Source organism: Sporomusa intestinalis (genome assembly GCF_055383785.1).
This window is the reverse complement of the sequence record NZ_AP042390.1, coordinates 4758144-4776141: the sequence shown is the minus strand read 5'-3', so window position 1 is coordinate 4776141 and position 17998 is coordinate 4758144. Positions and strand designations below refer to the sequence as shown.

Here is a 17998-nt window from a genome sequence, read left to right as displayed (position 1 = left end):
CGCCGGACTTCACTATAGCATAAAATATGAATTTAAATCATTAAAATAAGATTTTATATCACTTATCGCCATATCCGAAGGAATTGGCGCGAAATGGAGTGAATGGCATGACTATCCCCACGCTTATAAAAGGAGCAACTATCTATGACGGCAGCGGCACCCCGCCTTTCATCGCCGATGTTTTGCTTGCCGGCGGTGTCATCAGCCGGATCGGCAGAACGCTGCCACCGGCGGGCTGCGAGGTAGTGGAAGCGGCAGGCCTGATTCTCGCCCCCGGCTTTATCAATACCCACAGTCATTCCGAGCTTGAGATCTTCCGGGATCCCCGGCTGCTGCAGGTAATCGGCCAGGGCATCACTACTGAGGTGCTCGGACAGGACGGATCTTCCGTTGCCCCCATTGACAGCGCCCATGTCCAGGAACTGGCTGAAAACATGGCGCCTCTCTGCGGCCGGGCAGACCGCCCGTATTGGTGGCGGAGCTATGCCGAATACATGCAGGAAATTGACAAGGTCAATCCCGCCGTGCGCTATGTTGGCCTGGTAGGACACGGCACAATCCGCATGCATGTAATGGGCAGCGAAAACCGGGTGCCCACGCCTGCAGAGCTGGAGCAGATCTTAAGTCTCATTGAACGCAGCCTGGCTGAAGGCGCGTGCGGCGTTTCGTTCGGTATGATCTATCCGCCCAGCAGCTATGCCGCCACCGCGGAGCTTATCGCGGTCTGCAGGGTGGTGGCCCGGCATGACGGCATCGTTATGGTGCATACCCGCAACGAGATGGGACGGCTGCTCGAATCGTTTGAAGAAATGGTGCAGGTGATGAAACAGAGCGGCGTCAGGCTGCTGATTTCCCACCTCAAATCACTGGGCTTTCTCAACTGGGGCAAGGTGCTCAAAATCCTGGACCGTATGGCGGAACTCCAGGCCGAAGGCTATGATATCACCTTTGACCAGTATCCCTGGACAGCAGGCAGCACCGGCATGAAGGTCATTGCTCCCGGCTGGGCCTATGCCGGCGGTGAGGACGAATTTCATAAGCGTCTGCATGAGCCGGAACTCTACGAAAAAATTCTGGCAGATACCCGCCAGGAACTGTACGTGCGCGGCAGCGGCCAGAGCGTGCAGATTGCCGCCGTCCCCCCCGGTGAGTGGGAATGGATGGCCGGCCTGTATCTCGACGCCGTAGCCAAACGCTTAGGGCTGGAGGAGGCGGTGGCGGTGCTTCATATTCTTGAGAAAACCCGCTCGTCAGTCATTTGCATTTACCACGCCCTGTGCGAGGAGGATGTGCAGCAGGTGATGCGCAGCCCCTATCATTGTGTTTGTACTGACGGCATTGTCGGCGCCGTGCCGCACCCGCGGGCCTATTCCACTTTTCCGCGTTTTCTGGGGCGCTACGTGCGTGAGCTTGGCGTCATACCGCTGCACACCGCCATCCGTAATATTACTTATGAACCGGCCCGGCGTCTGCGGCTATGGGATCGCGGCCTGGTGCGCGAGGGAATGTCTGCTGATCTGGTGCTGTTCGATTACGAGCGGGTGACAGATACCAACAGCTACGCCGAACCCAAAAAACTGCCGGCCGGGATTTGCCGGGTCTGGGTAAAAGGCGTGCTGCGCTATCAGGAGGGAATGTCTTTTTAAATGCCGGCGCCCCGGTGCCGGCAGGCAGGAGACAGTATGGTAAAAGTAGTAAGTATAGTAAGGAGGAGCGTTATTGTGAAGGAGCAGCCGATTGGCTTGTTTGACTCAAGCCTGGGGGGCTTGACGGTTTACAAAGAGATTAAGAAACTTTTGCCCCAGGAAAGCTATATTTACTTTGGCGATACCGGCCGCTCGCCCTATGGCTCGCGACCGGAAGCCGAACTGAGAAGTTTTGTGAAACAGATTATGCAATTTATGCAAAACCAGCAAGCCAAAGCAATCGTGATTGCCTGTAATACGGTTACGGCACTGGGCCTGGAGCAGCTGAGCCAGGAGTTTTGCGTGCCCGTAATTGGCGTGAGCCGCATTCCTGAAGTGACAGTTGCTGCTACCAGGAACAAACGGGTGGGGGTTATCGGCACCGAGATCACCGTCCGTTCGGGCTTGCATAAGCAGGATATTTTGCAGCTGGATCCTGGTATTCAGGTCTTTTATGCGGCTTGCCCCAAATTTACGCCCCTCCTTAATCGTGGTGACCTGGCAGGGCCGGAAGCCAGAGCGGCTGTGGCCGAATATCTGGCACCGTTACGGGCAGCGCAGATCGATACCCTGGTGCTGGGGTGCACGGCATTTCCGTTTTTGCTGCCTGCCATCCGCAGTTTTATGGGCGAGGATATTACGATCCTGGACCCGGCGCCAGAAACCGCCAGACAGCTCCTGTATTGCCTCCAGCAAACCGGGGGACTGCATACAACCGACAATCCGACCAGTACGCTGTTGTTTTCCGAACCGGATATCGAAAAAATACGGTGTATTGCCGGTAAGCTCATTGACGTGGCCGATTGCCGCTTTCAGTATCTTGACCTGGATCAGGGCCAAGCCCCGGTAACCGGCAAAACTACTGCGTAAGGAGAATATCATGAAGAGAAAAGTCGGTCTTATTGGCTATGGCACCATCGGCAAATATATTTTCGAGAAATTGTCCCGGGATGGCGTGGAATTTGCCTTTATTTTTAACCGGTCGGCAGCAGGGGATAAACAGGTCGATAGCCTGATTACGGATTCGGTTGAAGAAATGCGGCAACAATGCGCCGCTGGCGTGGATCTGGTCATAGAAGCGGCAACCGCACAGGCTGTACTGGATTTGGCACCGGCCGTTTTACCGTTCACCGACATGGCTGTTTTTTCCGCAACCGCCTTTGCCGACCAGGATTTTCTGAACCGGATGCAGCACCTTTGCCAAACCCACCGGCGGCGGCTTTATATTCCGCACGGGGCTATTGTCGGGCTTGACGGTATAGTTGACGGCAAGGAGGTTTTACAGGCTGTTACCGTTACCACCACCAAGCGGCCCGCCAATCTGGGCCGCACCGACACCGGCAGAACGATTCTTTACGAGGGACCAACCCGCGAGGTCTGCAAGCTGTATCCGCGCAATGTTAATGTCCATGCGGCGATTGCCCTGGCCGGGCTGGGCTTTGATGAAACCCGCTCTATAATTATTTCCGACCCCGGTGCACCTGGCAACACCCATTGTATTGAGGTCAAAGCCCAGGGCTGTACCTTTAAAATTGATGTCGTCAGCGAGCCGGGATCAGGGGTCACAGGCGCCTATACACCGGTTTCTGCCTACTCGTCAATCCGACGGATATTATCCAGGCAGGGGCTGGTAATACTGTAAGCCCATAGCGTATTCTGCGGTTTGTTTGTGATTGAAAATAAATATTTTGAAGGATGAAAGGGGAAGTACCATGAGTCTGTTACAGGACAAATTTTCAAAGATCGGTGTCGATAATGCACCTGGCCAGGAAGTACGCCAGCATGTTGGGGAAATTGGACTCCGGGGGGAAGCGATACCGGGCAGGCCGGTCGATTTCTCTCATGGTGATGTAAATGCCTTTGAACCCATCCCCGGCTCGCTGGACGAATATATTGCCGGGGTCCGGCGCGGCGGCGAGCAGGCCTACACGGAGTACCGCGGCGCCGGCAGCAGCCGCCTGGATCTGGCGGAAAAGCTCACCCGGTTCTGCGGCACGGCGGTTTCTGCCGATCAGGGCCTGATTATCACTCCCGGCACACAGGGGGCACTGTTTTTGGCAATCGGCGCCACTGTTGCCAGAGGCGACAAAGTTGCCATTGTAGAGCCCGACTACTTTGCCAACCGCAAGCTCGTCCAGTTCTTTGAGGGCGAGGTATTTCCGGTTCAAATTAATTATCTGGGCACCCCACAATATGCCGGTTTGGATCTTACCCAGCTGGAGAACGCGTTTAAGGCCGGGGTCAGGCTCTTTTTATTTTCCAACCCCAATAACCCGGCCGGAGTAATCTATTCGCCGGCCGAGATTCGCGCCATTGCCGGCCTGGCCCAACAGTACGGGGCCACGGTTATTGTCGATCAGCTCTACTCGCGGCTGCTTTATGAAGGGAGAACCTATACCCATCTGTGCGCGACAGACATCGATCCGGAGAAGATTATTACGATTATCGGACCGTCAAAACTGGAATCGCTGAGTGGCTACCGGCTGGGCGTGGCATTTGGCTCAGCCAGAATCATTGAGCGCATGGAGAAACTGCAGGCCATTGTGTCCCTGCGCGCCGCCGGCTACAGCCAGGCCGTATTGAAAACCTGGTTTGCCGAGCCAAGCGGGTGGCTGGATACGCGGATTGCGCAGCATAAGGCAATACGGGATGACTTATTACCCATTCTCCGGTCGGTTACGGGGCTTACCGTAAGAGTGCCGGAGGCCGGCAGTTACCTCTTTCCCCGCCTGCCGGCGCTGACTGTCGATATCCGGGATTTTGTCAAAATCCTCCGGCTGCAGGCGGGAGTAACTGTCACACCCGGTACCGAGTTCGGCTCACACTTTACCGATAGTTTTCGCCTGAATCTTTCCCAGGATCATGCAGCAGCCGTGCAGGCCATTGAACGGGCGGTTGCGCTGATTGAAAGATACCGCAAATAAGTGCTGGCCGCCCTGGGGCTTTCCTCCACAAACCGCCCCAAAAGCATCCTTTTGTCTACAGTAAAAAAACGCGCGAGCTTTCCCGTTTTGCGGTGAGGGCTTGCGCGTTTATCTCAATCTGCCAAATTTACAAATAAATTCTATTGATATGCAGAACGCCTATACCCTAAAGGGCACAGGCGACTTCTGCCGGCGTCCTGAGGGACTTGGCACAAGCCAAGTCTTTTATACTTTTGACCGTCTTTTTTCATGTTTTAAAGCTACGGAGAGTAAAATGATTTATGCCGGTTACTCTTACCGACTAAAGGGGATTTGCTTTTTTTCCTGATAAAAAGTAAACTTTCCCTGCATAAGGGCCAGCAGCGGCTTCCCTTTCCGCTAAGGCTCGGCGCAAGCCCGTATTTTCTTTATTAAAAAATTTTTACTATTGCAGGAATTGAAATTATTATGTAGAATAGAGATGTAAGAAAATTGTCGAACGATATGCGATAATGTCGCACGATGCGCAATGGTGTTTGTTCAACCACCTACACAAAAAAAGGAGTAGCAGCATGACGATTGCCTATCTTGATTGCTTTTCGGGTATAAGCGGCAATATGATGGTTGGTGCCCTGCTGGACGCCGGCATGCCGCTGGAATACCTTGCAGCAGAGCTGAAAAAACTATCTTTATCATCATATAAGCTTATTGATAAGGAAGTAGCCAAACATGGCATCAGGGCCAGATATTTTAATGTCGATGTCAGCAAATGGTTCCAGCCTGCCCGGAATTTTAATGATATCCGGGAAATTATTGAAAACAGCCTGTTGTCCGAGCCGGTCAAACAGCGTTCGTTAGCCGTATTTTCCCGCTTAGCTGCTGCCGAAGCCAAAGTACACGGGGTTTCTGTAGATAAAGTTCATTTTCATGAGGTTGGGGCGATTGATTCCATTGTTGACATTGTCGGGACCGCAATCGGTCTGGAATATCTGGGAATCGAGGAAATATATGCTTCAGCCCTTCATGTCGGCGCCGGCTATATCAAATGCAGTCATGGCCTTATGCCGGTCCCGGCACCGGCAACAGCGGAGCTGTTAACCGGAATTCCTTTTTATGCCGGGGATATTAGGAAAGAACTGGTGACTCCCACCGGTGCGGCCATTGTCGCTACGCTGGCAAAGGGCTTCGGGTCACCGCCGGCTTATTTTATAACCAGGAAGGTATGTTATGGGGCTGGCAGCCGGGATATTGACATTCCTAATGTTCTGCGCCTGTATTTGGGAGCTAAGGAACTGCGTGATGACATCGGCGCTGCCGGTGAGTCCAGGATCATTGAGACTAATATTGACGACCTGAATCCGCAGGTTTACGGCTATGTTATGGAGCGCCTGTTTGCGGCCGGAGCCCATGAGGTGTACCTCACTTCGATCTTAATGAAGAAGAACCGGCCCGGCACCAAAATCACGGTTATGGCCTCAGCCGGCAAGGTCAGCGATATGGTGCAGATCTTACTGGCCGAAACAAGTACCCTGGGGGTTCGTATTCTGGGCTGCGAAACTACGCATATTGATGTCTCCCTGCTGAAGATCGAGACCGAGTGGGGCCCGGTTAAAGTCAAGATTGGCAAGCTGAATGACAAGGTCATGAATATCGCCCCGGAATTTGAAGACTGCAAGGCCATTGCCGTCAAGTATAACATTCCCTTAAAAACCATTCAGCTGCAGGTATTGCGTTGCTGTGATCCCCTGCTTGACCTGATGCTTAAGTAGGTGGCAGTGGCTGTTTAAGCTACTAGTTAAATTACCGTTACCAGTGAAAAGGGTGTATATATGCGCAACTCAACAAATGACAGTAAGCAGATTCAATCTATTGCCAGGGCGGTTAGTATTTTAGACCATCTGGCTGCCAACGGCAATGAAGACAGCCTGAGCAATATCAGCAGAACTGTCGGCCTAAGCAAGAGTACAACCTATAGTATTATTGCTACCCTTGAACAGCTGGGGTTAGTACAGCAGGACCAGATGTCTGCCCGGTATTCGTTGGGAATGAAGCTGTTCGAACTGGGTCAGATTGTTCACTCCAGTATGGATATCCGGAAACTCGCTGTGCCGCCGCTGCGGGAGTTGGTTGCCAAACATGGTGAAACAGCGCATCTGGGGGTTTTATCGCAGGGAGAGGTTGTTTATATTGACAAGGTGGCCAGTTTGCATTCTATTGGTATCTCTTCGCAAATTGGCGGCCGCAACCCGGCCCATTGTACCGGTGTAGGCAAAATGCTGCTGGCCGGTTTGGCGGATGAGGAAGTAGAAAAAATAGTTTCTGAAAAGCAATTAAAAAAATTTACAGAAAAAACGATTACCGATGGGGCTGCCTTGCAGCAGCACCTCCAAACAATCCGTCACCAGGGATATGCTGTGGATGATGAAGAGATCGAAAGCGGGCTGCGCTGCATTGCCGCACCGATACGCGATCATCGCCGGAAAGTTATTGCGGCCATCAGCTTGTCCGGCCCTACGCAACGTATGAATCCGGAAAAATTAGATCAGATTATTGCCGATGTCGTTGATACGGCCAACACAATCTCAACCCAGTTAGGCTATAAAAGATAAATAGTACAACACGCTAACGAAGTGTCCCTGCACACTCGTATCGTGTTTTTTTCGAATATATATGAACAGTGTGCGATAATATCGTACAAGAGAGGTTGTTGCATTTGCTGTAATACCACATGGATTTATCGCGCAATCTAGGGGGGGATGCTTAAAAGAAAAGCTGAATGTGGCGCCAATGATGTTACGATGATTTTTATTATTTCAACAGGGAGGTATTCATTTGAAACTCATTTCTTTAAAACCGTCGATTTCGGCCGATAAGTGTATTGGCTGTGCTATCTGCAGTAAGGTTTGCCCGGCCGCCACCATTGCGATTAAGGATAAAAAAGCGATTGTCAATGAAGAGTTTTGCCGTGGCTGCGGCGCCTGTGAGCAACGCTGCCCCGTATATGCCATTACGATGGTCAAGCTGGAAAAACCTTATACGGTAGCTGTTAATGTGGAGGATGTTCCTTACGAAAAAATTCAGGAGTTATGTGAAACTGCCCATATGCATCCGGAACAGATCATCTGCTATTGTACCGCCACCAGGGCGGAAGAAGTAGCCGCAGCCGTCCTGACAGGCGCCAACACACCGGAGGAAATATCCCGCAGGACAGGCATTCGTATGGGGTGCAAGGTGGAGTGCATCCAGCCGATACTGCGAATCCTGAAAGCAGCCGGCATTGAGCCCGAGCGTCCTGACGGGTATCAATGGTATGGTATTACGCCCACACTCTGGGATATTTCGCCGGAAATCAAAGAAAAATACAAAACAAGCGGTTTCTATTTTGACGAAGATATCAAGATTCTGGAAAAGGTAATTAAAGCAAAAGGCAATAGGGGGGATCGTTGATGCGCAAACCGATTATACCGACAGCGGCAAAAATATCACAATATGGTATCCATCCTAATCTTCTCACCAAAAGGATGGCCGAATATCCGGAGATGACTTCGGTAATGGTCAAGGAGCTGTTTCCTGATGCACCGGAGGTCATTTATCCCAGTGCGGCAGGGGACGGGCTTGACCTGATTAAACAGGCGGCAGTCGCTGCTTTGCAAAAGATTGACATGTCTATGATTAAGCCGGGACACTCTGTCAATGTACTGGCCTCGCACCATGGCTTTACCTTACTTGGCGGCCAGCCCTATGCGACCTTCCTGAAAGTGGTGCGGGACGAGATCGAGAGCAGGACGGGCGCCACCGATATCAGGCTGCGGGCCGGCAACGGGCTGCGTTTCCGTGAGACCGAGGAGTATATCAAGCAGTATGGACTGGATGTGCATTTTAAAGGGAAAGCCAGATGTATCGCCCCCATTGATGAAGGGATTCCGATTAAAACAGAAATCGGGACATTGTACGGGCTGAAATCGGTGTATGATGCCGACTGGATTGTCCATGCCCATAATAGTGACGTCCGGGAAGTGCACTTTCACCGCCATGTGGACCGGGCCGTAAAACCGTTTGGTATGAGTTATGCCCGGATTGAAACCCGTTCCACGTATCACCAGAACCTGGGGCCGCGGGGCGCCAATTTTACAGCCCGGTCGATTTTTGAGTCAGAGTTTGTTAAATCAAAATTTGCCTTTACGGCGTTTTTAGATATGGCACCCAGCGGCGTGGTCGGTGTTGTGGCTGCCAATGATCTCTTTGAACTGAATGACTATCTTACTTTCGTCGGTCTTAATTATTACGGGAAGATTATGACCTTGCTGGGCGAGATTGACGAATGTATTGTGGGCCTGGATTTCCCGTGCCCGGTGCCCTATGTGTTTGCCGCCGGCGTCATTTATGCCAATATGGTGGGGGCCAACGTCGATCTGTTTGACCTTGATGGCGATTTGCCGCCCTATACCTGGTATACGGAGGCGTTTTACGGCAAAAACGGCAAGCCGCTGATTGACGATATTGCGCCGGTTAATCCGGCCGTTAAAATGGTCATTCACAACTATGCCTGGGGCGGTTACCCCAGCGCATTTTTCTCGGAACAGATACCAACAATTGTGGTCAAGAAAGCCCAAGCGGAACTTTTTGACAATGATCCCCAGAATCTGGAGTATACCAAACATGCGGTGATTTCTGACAATCTTGACAATGCCATGCAGTTTGCCTACAAAACAACCAACACCGATAAAGTGTTAATTTTTGACGGCGCCATTGGCGGACTGAATCTTAGCCACAGTCTCCTGGAGCTGCTGCAAGCAAAAGCGCCGGCTGTCTCCAAACGGGTGGATGAGGAATTAATGCCAAAATGGCTGCGCCAACGCGGTATTTCGCCTTTGGGGGTCAAGCGGCAATAAGCCGCCGCTTGACCTCAGGCAACCAGCCAACGTTAAATATTGGCTCCAGGTTGTTCGATAAGAAACTACAGCCGGTGCCTGTTCTGCATGAAGCAAGTGTATCGCCCAATAAGTAAAATAATAAATCGCTATTGAGGAGGGATTTTATATGGCATGGATGGAACCAGGGTATAAACTGAGCGAAAGCCTGAAGGTTGCTGTAAAAAACGCTAATGCCGCCGGCATTGGCACCGGTTTTGTCGCCGCAATATTTAGTATTATGGGTCCGGGCGTTATTGTCATGAATGCTGCTCAGCAGGGGCAGCTGGCCCCTGAGGTCGCTACTTCCTGGCTGTTTGCGATCTATATGACCGGTGGCCTGTTAACCATTTATTACGCTTTGAAGTATCGGCTGCCGCTGGTGGCCGCTTACAGTATTCCCGGCGCGATTATCATCGGCAAGTCCTTAACTCACCTGCCTCACGCGGAAGCGGTGGGCGCCTACTATTTGGTGGCCTTGCTTGTCATTATCATCAGTGTTTCCGGCCTGGTAAAAAAGGCCATTAATTATCTGCCGCTGCCGGTAATGCTGGGAATGATTGCCGGCGTAATGATGAGCTTTGGCGTTAATCTGGTCACTGCAATCAAGGATCAGCCGGTGCTTATTGGTCCGCCGGTGCTGCTGTTTTTTGCCCTCACGGCGCTGAAAGGGTTCTCTAAGAAATTTCCCCCCATATTGGGGTCAATTATTCTGGGCGGATTTCTGGCAACAACGCTGGGCATGGCCCAGTGGGATGTGCTCCAGTTTGAATTAGCCACCCCGGTGCTGTTTCTGCAGCCGGAATTTACGGCCAGAGCCTTTTTCGAACTGACAGTCCCGCTGACGATTCTGGTGCTTGGCGTGCAAAATATTCAGGCGGTCGGTGTTTTGATGGCGGAAGGATATAAGAATCTGCCGATCAATTCGATATTCATCGCGCCTGGCCTTGGCACTGTTCTGAATGCCATTTTTGGGGCTCATCCCTGCGTTACTGCCGGTCCCAGTACTGCCATTTGCGCCAGCCCGGCCGCCGGAGAGGATAAGTCGCTCCGCTTTATTGCTGCTATTTCCGAAGGTGTTTTTTGGATTCTTTTCTCTCTTTCCGCCGGCGTTGCCATTACTGTTGCCGGGCTTGTGCCGAAAGAACTGACGGCGATGCTGGCAGGTCTGGCTATGTTTGGCGTATTAATCAGTGCCTTTGCCGGTGCTTTTTCCGGCAGATTCAAATACGGTTCGTTCGTGTCCTTCATTGTCGCTGTTTCCAATATCAGCATATTTAATATCGGCTCACCATTTTGGGCGCTTATCGCCGGTCTCCTGTTCTCCATTATATTGGAACGCGAGGATTTTATGGCTCAGCGTCAGGAGCAAGAGCAAGAGTTGCAGTTTGAGCATGAAAACGGGCAAAATGCCTAGTTCAATTGATGGGAGGGATGGCATTGGCCAACGACATACGTGACACAATTTTTGCATCTGTGCGTGACAAAATCTTTACTGCCCGCCTGACCGCGGAACAGAACGGGGTAGTGTCGGGAAGTAAGAGGCTCCAGACAGTCCTGGCGGAGCAACGGTTACAATATCAGTTGCATAAACAAGACAACGATACAGTAGCCGCCGGCGAGGTCATTCTTACCCTGACCGGCACACCTAAAGAGATTGCCGTTGCCGAAGAGTTTGCGATCGGCATGTTGAGTAAGCCCTCCGGGATTGCCACTGCCGCCCGCAAGGCGGTGGCCAGCGCTGGCTCCCTGCGCATTGTGAGCGGCGCCTGGAAAAAAATGCCGCCGGAGATCAAGCAGCTTGTCAGAGAGGCAGTGCAGCATGGCGGCGCCCAGTTTCGGATTGTGGATGTCCCGTTTTTGTATCTGGACAAAAACTTTGTCCGCATGCTGGGCGGCATTAAGGCAACACTGGCTGCCGTAAGCGCAAGACCGGAGTTAAAGGTTCTGCAGTTAAAAGGGGAAAGCGGTGATATTGCGGCTGAGGCGGTGTTGGCGGCCGAGTGCGGGGCCGGCGTTATCATGGTTGATACCGGCAATGTGGAAGATTTACGCAGGGTAAGCGCCGGCCTGAGAACAACCGGCTGGCGGTCCAAGGTTCAACTGGCGTTTGCCAAAGGCATTTCCCTGCAGCATATCGGCAGCTTACAGGCCGAAGATATTGACATTCTGGATATCGGCATGGAAATTATTGACGCACCGTTATTAGACATGAAACTTGATGTGGTGGGGAGCTAGCTGTCATGAATTTAAACCTGCTTGAGAAAACGGAACTGCGTGTACAGAATGTCCTGATGAAAGATGTAAACTTAAGTGAGATTGCCACAAGCGTAGCCCAGGTCCTGGAATTGCCACCGGAAAAAGTACTGGTTATTGACGTGCGGGAAGATCATTTTTGTCTGGATATCCTGGAAAAAACGATTGCAATCAATCAGCTTGTCGGTAAGGAAAAATTGCTGCTGGCAAGGCTGGGGCAAATTGCCGGCCTTACGGTTAGGCCTGAGACTTTTATTGATTCCCAGGGGATTATGGGACTGATTAATTGCGATGCGGTGGAGTCCGGGCAGATTGTGACCAGGACGCAGGCTATGCTGACTGAAATCGAACAAAATATTCTGGCCCGGGCTCTGGTTTACTCCACCGGGTTTGAACTGGAACAGGCCATGATTGAGGACACCAATTCCCCCTATCTCTGTAAAGCCCTGGCGGAAAACGGCTATAAAACAGAGTTCGGCGGTGTGATTGCCGACAGCAAAGGGGCGATCAGCCGGAAAATGATCGAAGCGGTCGATCGCGGCTTTGGTCTGATTATTACTACCGGCGGTGTGGGGGCCGAGGACAAGGATTTTAGCGTTGAGGCGTTATTAGCGGTTGATCCGGCTGCGCTGACGCCCTATATTGTTCAATTTGAACAAGGAACCGGGAGACATGTCAAGGATGGGGTGCGTATTGGCATCGGCAGGGTAGGGCTTGCCACTATTGTCAGCTTGCCCGGGCCCCATGATGAGGTGGTAGCCGCCACTGCGGTCCTAAAACAATACTGCCGCGCCGGTTTGGTGGATCAGGCTGGTCTGGCAACTGAGCTTGCCCGGATTCTACGGGGGAAATTACAACAAAAATGGAGGGGTCACCATGGAAAAAAACACCATTAATCAACTGGCTGCCGCGCTTTATGAGGCAGAGAAGACCGGTACAGCGATTGCCACTCTCACCGATCAGTATCCGCTTACGAACGACGAGGCTTATGCCATTCAGCTGGAAGGCATGAAACTGCGGCTGGCCGACGGACATCGTATTGTCGGAAAAAAGATTGGCTTGACGAGTAAGGCTATGCAGCATGCGCTGGGCGTATTTGAGCCTGATTATGGTTATATTGCCGATTATATGATGGGCTATGAAGGGGATGCCGTTGTTTTAAACGAGCTGATTGCCCCGAAAGTCGAACCGGAAATTGCTTTTGTCTTAAAGGAAGACCTCCAGGGCCCGGGTATTACTGTTGCCGATGTTTTACGGGCTACCGCCGGGATTATGCCGGCCATCGAAATTATTGACAGCAGGATAAAGGACTGGAAGATCAAGATTCAGGACACCATTGCCGATGGCGCTTCCATCGGGCGGGTTATTCTGAGCGGGAAGCTGACGCCGCTTGCGGATATTGACATGAGATATATGGGGCTGGTGCTGGAGAAAAACGGTGAAATAGTGGCGACCGCGGCCGGCGCTGCCGTTCTCGGACACCCGGCCAACGCCGTCGCCTGGCTGGCCAATAAGCTGGCCCAATATAACATCAGTCTGAAAAAAGGCGAGGTCATCATGTCCGGTTCCTTTACCGCCGCCTGCCCGGTAGCTGACGGCGATAATGTAACATTTTATTTTGACCGTATTGGCAGCGTATCTGCCCGTTTTAAAAAACAGGAGGGGATTTTGTGAAGTTAAGAACCGCTATAGTTGGACCAGGTAATATAGGCATAGACCTAATGCTGAAAATAGCCCGTAGCGAGAATTTGGAACTGGTGATCATGGCCGGGATTGTCCCCGACTCTTACGGATTAAAGCTGGCGGAAGAAAGAGGCATTAAAACCACAATTGAGGGCATTCACGGGATTTTGCAGGCAGCGAATATCGATATCGTGTTTGATGCCACCGGTGCCCGGGCTCACCAAATGCATGCGCCACTCTTAAAAGCAGCAGGGATTTTTGCCATTGATTTAACACCAGCCGCGGTGGGGCCCTACTGTGTACCGGCAGTAGAGCTTAACTTAGGGGCTGGTGTGGACAATGTCAATATGGTGACTTGCGGCGGGCAGGCAACTGTCCCGATTGTGGCCGCAATCAACCGGGTGGTCCCTGTTGAATATGCGGAGATCGTGGCCACCATCTCCAGTAAAAGCGCCGGACCCGGTACCCGGCAAAATATTGATGAATTCACCGAAACCACCAGGAGTGCCCTGATAAAAGTGGGTGGGGCCAAGGATGGCAAAGCCATTATCATCCTGAATCCGGCGGAACCGCCGGTTATGATGCGCAACACCATTTACTGCAAGTGTGACACTCGTAATATGGATAAAATTAAAGAAGCGATTAACGCTATGGTGGCGACAGTAAAAAAATATGTTCCCGGCTATCATTTAAAAGTCGAGCCTTATGCGGACGGGGACCGGGTAGTGGCCATGGTGGAAGTGGAAGGGGCCGGCGACTATCTGCCCAAATATTCCGGCAACCTTGATATTATTACCTCGGCCGCGATTGCCGTCGCTGAGCGTTATGCCCAGCACAAACTGAAGGGGGTTAATGCATGAAGCACATCCGTTTAATTGACGTTACGCTGCGTGATGGTATGCATGCCATCAGCCACTCATTGTCGGCCGAACAAATGGCGGGAATTGCCCGGCGTTTGGATGAGGCCGGTATAACTACTGTTGAAATTGGCCATGGGGATGGGATTGGCGGCTCCTCCCTGCAATACGGTTTCGCCAAATCTACCGACAGAGAGTATTTTGCGGCAGTTTCCCAGGCGCTGAAAAATTGCAAGCTGGATGTGCTGTTAATTCCCGGCATTGGAACGATTGAGGATTTGAAGGTTGCCATGGAATACAATGTACACACAGTCCGGGTTGCCACCCATGTTACAGAGGCCGATGTGGCTGAACAGCATATCAATTTTGCTAAAAAACACGGGCTGGAGGCTATCGGCTTTCTGATGATGAGCCATATGGCCTCGGTGGAAAAGGTAGTTGAGCAGGCCAAACTGATGGAGAGCTATGGCTCGGATGTTGTCTATGTGACCGACTCCGGTGGCGCCATGGTGCCGGGGGAAGTGAAGGAAAAAATTGCGGCTGTGAAGGCGGCTGTCAAGGTTCCGGTTGGCTTCCACGGCCATAATAATTTAGGCCTGGCGGTTGGCAATAGTTTAGCGGCTATCGAAGCCGGGGCCACCCTGATCGACGGCTCGGTCCGCGGTCTTGGCGCCGGTGCCGGCAATACCCAGCTGGAGGTATTGGCAGCAGTTCTTGCTAAAACAGGGTATGAAACCGGCGTTAACCTCTATAAGCTGATGGATGTCGGCCAGGAGGTCATTGATCCGCTGCTGCATCGCCCCCAGGTAATCAGCAATGATGCGCTGGTCATCGGCTATGCCGGTGCCTATGGCAGCTTCCTGCTCCATGCCCGCCGCGCCGCGGAAAAATTCGGGGTCGATTCCCGGGATATTCTCATGGAACTGGGCCGGCGCAAAACCGTAGGCGGTCAGGAGGATCTGATTATCGATGTTGCCATTGAACTGAGCAAGCAACGCCGGCAGGGGGCCGTATGATCAAGGCGCCTTACTATGACCGGCTGCAAAGAGCCCAGCAAATGATGGCTGAGACGAAGCTTGATGTCCTGCTGGTAACCAACCGGGAAAACCTGATCTACTTTACCGGGTTGACCCAGATTGAATGTCTGGCTGTGATCATTCCGCGCCAGGGGGAACCCTGTGCCGTAACGTTATGGCTGGATGCCGGTTATGTAGGGACTGAGACCGGTATAAAAACGTACGGCTATCTGTTTCCCGGGGAAAGTCTGGTATCTAAAACCGTCGAGCGGATCAGGGCCTATGGTTATACCGAACCCAGTATCGGGTTTGAACGCTATTTTGTCGGGTTTGCCGTATATGATACGTTGCGCCACCATTTTCCGGAGCAGGGGTTCAAAAACGCCGGCGAACTCTTTTATCGCCTGCGCGCGGTGAAAGACGCCGGTGAGGTAGAGTGTATGCGCCAGGCCGGGAGAATTGCCGTGCAAGGGATGGCGGCCGCTGTGCAGGCGGTAGTGTCAGGCGTGCGCGAACTGGATGTCCTGGCCGAGGCGGAGTATGCCATGTTAAAAGCGGGATCAGGCGGATCTCCCTTTCGTCCCCAGGTTGTTTCCGGCAGCCGGTCGCTGCTGACTCATCCCTGCGCCAGCAGTAAGAAAATTGCCCCAGGTGAGATTGTCGTTATCCATTTGGGAGCCACGTATGAGGGGTATTGTGCCAAACTGTGCCGCACAGTGGCTGTTGGTGACATTGGCGAGGGCAAAAGAGCTGTATATGAGCTGCTGCTGAAGGCGCAAACAGCTGCCATTGCCGCTCTTAAGCCGGGAATAACCGCCGCTGCGGTGGATGCTGCCGCCAGGGAGATTGTTGAGGAGCATGGCTACGGCCAAAGCTTTCTTGATGTTATTGGCTATGGCGTGGGTATTCGGCAATCCGAGTTTTATCCCCTCATCGGCAAAGGCCGGCAGGAACGGATGGAAGCCGGTATGGTGGTGGATTTGCTGTTGCCTACCATCTACAGACAGGACATTGGCGGCCCCCGGGTGACAGATTGTATTTATATAGCAAACAATGGTTCGGAATTGCTTACCGATTACCCGCGCCAGCTGATACAAGCCTATTAATTACCGCAGAACGGTCATGAAGGCTAAAACCAAGAAGGCAGGAGGAAAGATATGACTGTCTTAGAACAGATGCTTGCCAAAAACAAAGCTTTTGTTGACAGCACAGCGCTGATTCATGAACAAATCGGCAGCTATGTTGGCAAAGTGCCAAAACGGAATCTGGCCGTATTTACCTGCATGGATACAAGGCTGGTCGAGTTTCTCGAACCGGCTCTTGGCCTGAGGCGCGAAGATGCCGTCGTCATTAAAAATGCCGGAAATTCGGTGACCGGGCCGTTTGAGGCGACCATCCGCAGTCTGGTTATTGCAATCTATGAACTTGGGGTGCAGGAAATCATGGTTATCGGCCATGAAGATTGCGGTGTGGCTCACTCCAGTGCCGATACTGTAATTAATAAAATGCTGAACAGGGGAATCTCGCCTGACGCGATAAAAATGATCAAAGATGAGCTGGCCGTTTGGCTGGATACTTTCCACCATCCTCATGACAATGTGCGGCAAGTCGTTGAACGAATAAGGAATAATCCGCTGATCCCGGCCGATGTACCGATCCATGGTTTAATCTTTGAGCCCCATACAGGGGAGGTATCTGTGCTGGTCAGCGGGTATTAGCACAGGTCTGCCTGCTGGTAGCGTGGCTGGGCATTAGCTTATTTATCGCACATATTGCGACAATGTCGCAATACACGATTGCCGTTTTTTATTGTACCAGACACTTTTGCGCAATAAAAAAACACGGCTTGCGCCGGGCCTGTGGCGAAAGCGGCAGCCGATGTTGCCCTTATCCAGGGAAAGTTAACCTTCCTATCAGGACAAAAAAATCTGACCTGCAGCCAAGCAGGTCAGATTTTTTTATGTAGTTTTTGTCTTAGAATTTCAGGGTGGCGCCAATACCCACGCCGTTCTCATTGCTGCCCCTGTCAGGCATGAAATGATGGTAGTTGACGTTCAGGTCCACATTGCGGGCAATATTAAAGTTGGCCCCGGCCTGCAGCTCCTTGAATTTGTCGCTGGCGACAAACGAGGCATAACCGATGGCATTCGGCGAAAGCGGCCCGTTTAGCCCCAGTCCTAAATACATAGAGCCAGAGTCGAAATCACGGTGGCCGATAATGCCGCGGAGTTCATTCGTCATCTGCAACTGCCCGTAAATATCATCACTGCTGCCATAACGGCCGCGATCCACGTCCTGATAGCCCAGCGTAAAGTTATCGGTAAGTTTGTGTTCAAGATAGAAGGTGTCGCTGTCAACACCAAGCGCGGTCTGGCCTGTAGTCAGGTCGTTGAGCGGCGCGGCAAAGGCAGGGACACAGTTGACAAGCAGAAAAGCAGATAGAGCAAGTATTGTTTTTTTCATAAAAATCCCCCTTTTCTTCGCAAAGTTCACAGTCGGAAAAAATATGTATATATTAAATCGCCTGCGTACCGCATTATTGGTCCTATTGGTAGTTATCAGTACAAAAAAGCGGTACTTATGACGACAGTCATAGTTATTATAGCAGATAAATATGACAAATGTGTGACATTATGGAATAAAGGTCCAAACAAAACTCATTCTCCTGTTTTTACAAGCCTAAAAGGG

Annotated in this window: 17 protein-coding genes; 16 read left to right on the top strand and 1 reads right to left on the bottom strand. The window is 51.8% G+C overall.

Features of this window, described 5'->3' with window-relative positions:
* Nucleotides 1-107 precede the first annotated feature (107 nt).
* The 16 genes from ACZ481_RS22185 (at nucleotide 108) to ACZ481_RS22110 (ending at nucleotide 17028) form a co-directional block, all read left to right on the top strand.
* Complete coding sequence (locus ACZ481_RS22185) at nucleotides 108-1646, top strand: N-acyl-D-amino-acid deacylase family protein (protein ID WP_464767508.1); 1539 nt, start codon at nucleotides 108-110, stop codon at nucleotides 1644-1646.
* Between the two features lie 75 nt (nucleotides 1647-1721).
* The gene (murI, locus tag ACZ481_RS22180) at nucleotides 1722-2555 is read left to right on the top strand and encodes a glutamate racemase (RefSeq protein ID WP_464767507.1); all 834 of its coding nucleotides are present in this window, start codon (nucleotides 1722-1724) and stop codon (nucleotides 2553-2555) included.
* Nucleotides 2556-2565: 10 nt separating this feature from the next.
* Complete coding sequence (locus ACZ481_RS22175; RefSeq protein ID WP_464767506.1) at nucleotides 2566-3327, top strand: aspartate dehydrogenase domain-containing protein; 762 nt, start codon at nucleotides 2566-2568, stop codon at nucleotides 3325-3327.
* A gap of 70 nt (nucleotides 3328-3397) precedes the next feature.
* Nucleotides 3398-4609, top strand: coding sequence for a pyridoxal phosphate-dependent aminotransferase (locus tag ACZ481_RS22170; protein ID WP_464767505.1), 1212 nt, complete (start codon nucleotides 3398-3400; stop codon nucleotides 4607-4609).
* A gap of 551 nt (nucleotides 4610-5160) precedes the next feature.
* The gene (gene larC / locus ACZ481_RS22165) at nucleotides 5161-6357 is read left to right on the top strand and encodes a nickel pincer cofactor biosynthesis protein LarC (protein WP_464767504.1); all 1197 of its coding nucleotides are present in this window, start codon (nucleotides 5161-5163) and stop codon (nucleotides 6355-6357) included.
* A gap of 60 nt (nucleotides 6358-6417) precedes the next feature.
* Nucleotides 6418-7197: an IclR family transcriptional regulator gene (locus ACZ481_RS22160; protein WP_464767503.1), complete on the top strand. Its 780-nt coding sequence runs from the start codon at nucleotides 6418-6420 to the stop codon at nucleotides 7195-7197.
* A gap of 223 nt (nucleotides 7198-7420) precedes the next feature.
* Nucleotides 7421-8035, top strand: coding sequence for a 4Fe-4S binding protein (locus tag ACZ481_RS22155; RefSeq protein WP_464767502.1), 615 nt, complete (start codon nucleotides 7421-7423; stop codon nucleotides 8033-8035).
* Entirely contained in the window at nucleotides 8035-9480 is a 1446-nt protein-coding gene (locus ACZ481_RS22150) for a hypothetical protein (RefSeq protein WP_464767501.1), read from the top strand. Before ACZ481_RS22155 ends, ACZ481_RS22150 begins: the two co-directional genes overlap by 1 nt.
* 148 nt (nucleotides 9481-9628) lie before the next feature.
* Nucleotides 9629-10915: a benzoate/H(+) symporter BenE family transporter gene (locus ACZ481_RS22145; RefSeq protein ID WP_464767500.1), complete on the top strand. Its 1287-nt coding sequence runs from the start codon at nucleotides 9629-9631 to the stop codon at nucleotides 10913-10915.
* Between the two features lie 23 nt (nucleotides 10916-10938).
* The gene (locus ACZ481_RS22140; RefSeq protein WP_464767499.1) at nucleotides 10939-11736 is read left to right on the top strand and encodes a hypothetical protein; all 798 of its coding nucleotides are present in this window, start codon (nucleotides 10939-10941) and stop codon (nucleotides 11734-11736) included.
* Nucleotides 11737-11741: 5 nt separating this feature from the next.
* Nucleotides 11742-12650, top strand: coding sequence for a molybdopterin-binding protein (locus tag ACZ481_RS22135; protein WP_464767498.1), 909 nt, complete (start codon nucleotides 11742-11744; stop codon nucleotides 12648-12650).
* The gene (locus ACZ481_RS22130) at nucleotides 12631-13428 is read left to right on the top strand and encodes a 2-keto-4-pentenoate hydratase (RefSeq protein ID WP_464767497.1); all 798 of its coding nucleotides are present in this window, start codon (nucleotides 12631-12633) and stop codon (nucleotides 13426-13428) included. The genes ACZ481_RS22135 and ACZ481_RS22130 overlap by 20 nt, the downstream gene beginning before the upstream one ends.
* Nucleotides 13425-14297 (top strand): acetaldehyde dehydrogenase (acetylating), encoded by an 873-nt coding sequence (locus tag ACZ481_RS22125; RefSeq protein WP_464767496.1) that lies wholly within the window; start codon nucleotides 13425-13427, stop codon nucleotides 14295-14297. The genes ACZ481_RS22130 and ACZ481_RS22125 overlap by 4 nt, the downstream gene beginning before the upstream one ends.
* Nucleotides 14294-15310 carry a 4-hydroxy-2-oxovalerate aldolase gene (dmpG, locus tag ACZ481_RS22120; RefSeq protein ID WP_464767495.1) on the top strand — a complete coding sequence of 339 codons (1017 nt, stop codon included), beginning with the start codon at nucleotides 14294-14296 and terminating at the stop codon, nucleotides 15308-15310. Before ACZ481_RS22125 ends, dmpG begins: the two co-directional genes overlap by 4 nt.
* Nucleotides 15307-16416, top strand: a complete 1110-nt coding sequence (locus ACZ481_RS22115; RefSeq protein ID WP_464767494.1) for a M24 family metallopeptidase — start codon at nucleotides 15307-15309, stop codon at nucleotides 16414-16416. The genes dmpG and ACZ481_RS22115 overlap by 4 nt, the downstream gene beginning before the upstream one ends.
* 51 nt (nucleotides 16417-16467) lie before the next feature.
* Nucleotides 16468-17028, top strand: coding sequence for a beta-class carbonic anhydrase (locus ACZ481_RS22110; RefSeq protein ID WP_464767493.1), 561 nt, complete (start codon nucleotides 16468-16470; stop codon nucleotides 17026-17028).
* A gap of 256 nt (nucleotides 17029-17284) precedes the next feature.
* Here the strand turns inward: ACZ481_RS22110 and ACZ481_RS22105 are convergent, their stop codons facing one another.
* Nucleotides 17285-17773, bottom strand: a complete 489-nt coding sequence (locus ACZ481_RS22105; protein ID WP_464767492.1) for a hypothetical protein — start codon at nucleotides 17771-17773, stop codon at nucleotides 17285-17287.
* Nucleotides 17774-17998 lie beyond the last annotated feature (225 nt).

Coding starts and splice junctions, on each gene's coding strand:
- ACZ481_RS22150 (WP_464767501.1), top strand. CDS start 8,035: ATGCGCAAACCGATTATACCGACAGCGGCAAAAATATCACAATATGGT.
- ACZ481_RS22135 (WP_464767498.1), top strand. CDS start 11,742: ATGAATTTAAACCTGCTTGAGAAAACGGAACTGCGTGTACAGAATGTC.
- larC (WP_464767504.1), top strand. CDS start 5,161: ATGACGATTGCCTATCTTGATTGCTTTTCGGGTATAAGCGGCAATATG.
- ACZ481_RS22175 (WP_464767506.1), top strand. CDS start 2,566: ATGAAGAGAAAAGTCGGTCTTATTGGCTATGGCACCATCGGCAAATAT.
- ACZ481_RS22160 (WP_464767503.1), top strand. CDS start 6,418: ATGCGCAACTCAACAAATGACAGTAAGCAGATTCAATCTATTGCCAGG.
- ACZ481_RS22170 (WP_464767505.1), top strand. CDS start 3,398: ATGAGTCTGTTACAGGACAAATTTTCAAAGATCGGTGTCGATAATGCA.
- ACZ481_RS22115 (WP_464767494.1), top strand. CDS start 15,307: ATGATCAAGGCGCCTTACTATGACCGGCTGCAAAGAGCCCAGCAAATG.
- ACZ481_RS22145 (WP_464767500.1), top strand. CDS start 9,629: ATGGCATGGATGGAACCAGGGTATAAACTGAGCGAAAGCCTGAAGGTT.
- ACZ481_RS22110 (WP_464767493.1), top strand. CDS start 16,468: ATGACTGTCTTAGAACAGATGCTTGCCAAAAACAAAGCTTTTGTTGAC.
- ACZ481_RS22130 (WP_464767497.1), top strand. CDS start 12,631: ATGGAAAAAAACACCATTAATCAACTGGCTGCCGCGCTTTATGAGGCA.
- dmpG (WP_464767495.1), top strand. CDS start 14,294: ATGAAGCACATCCGTTTAATTGACGTTACGCTGCGTGATGGTATGCAT.
- ACZ481_RS22105 (WP_464767492.1), bottom strand. CDS start 17,773: ATGAAAAAAACAATACTTGCTCTATCTGCTTTTCTGCTTGTCAACTGT.
- ACZ481_RS22185 (WP_464767508.1), top strand. CDS start 108: ATGACTATCCCCACGCTTATAAAAGGAGCAACTATCTATGACGGCAGC.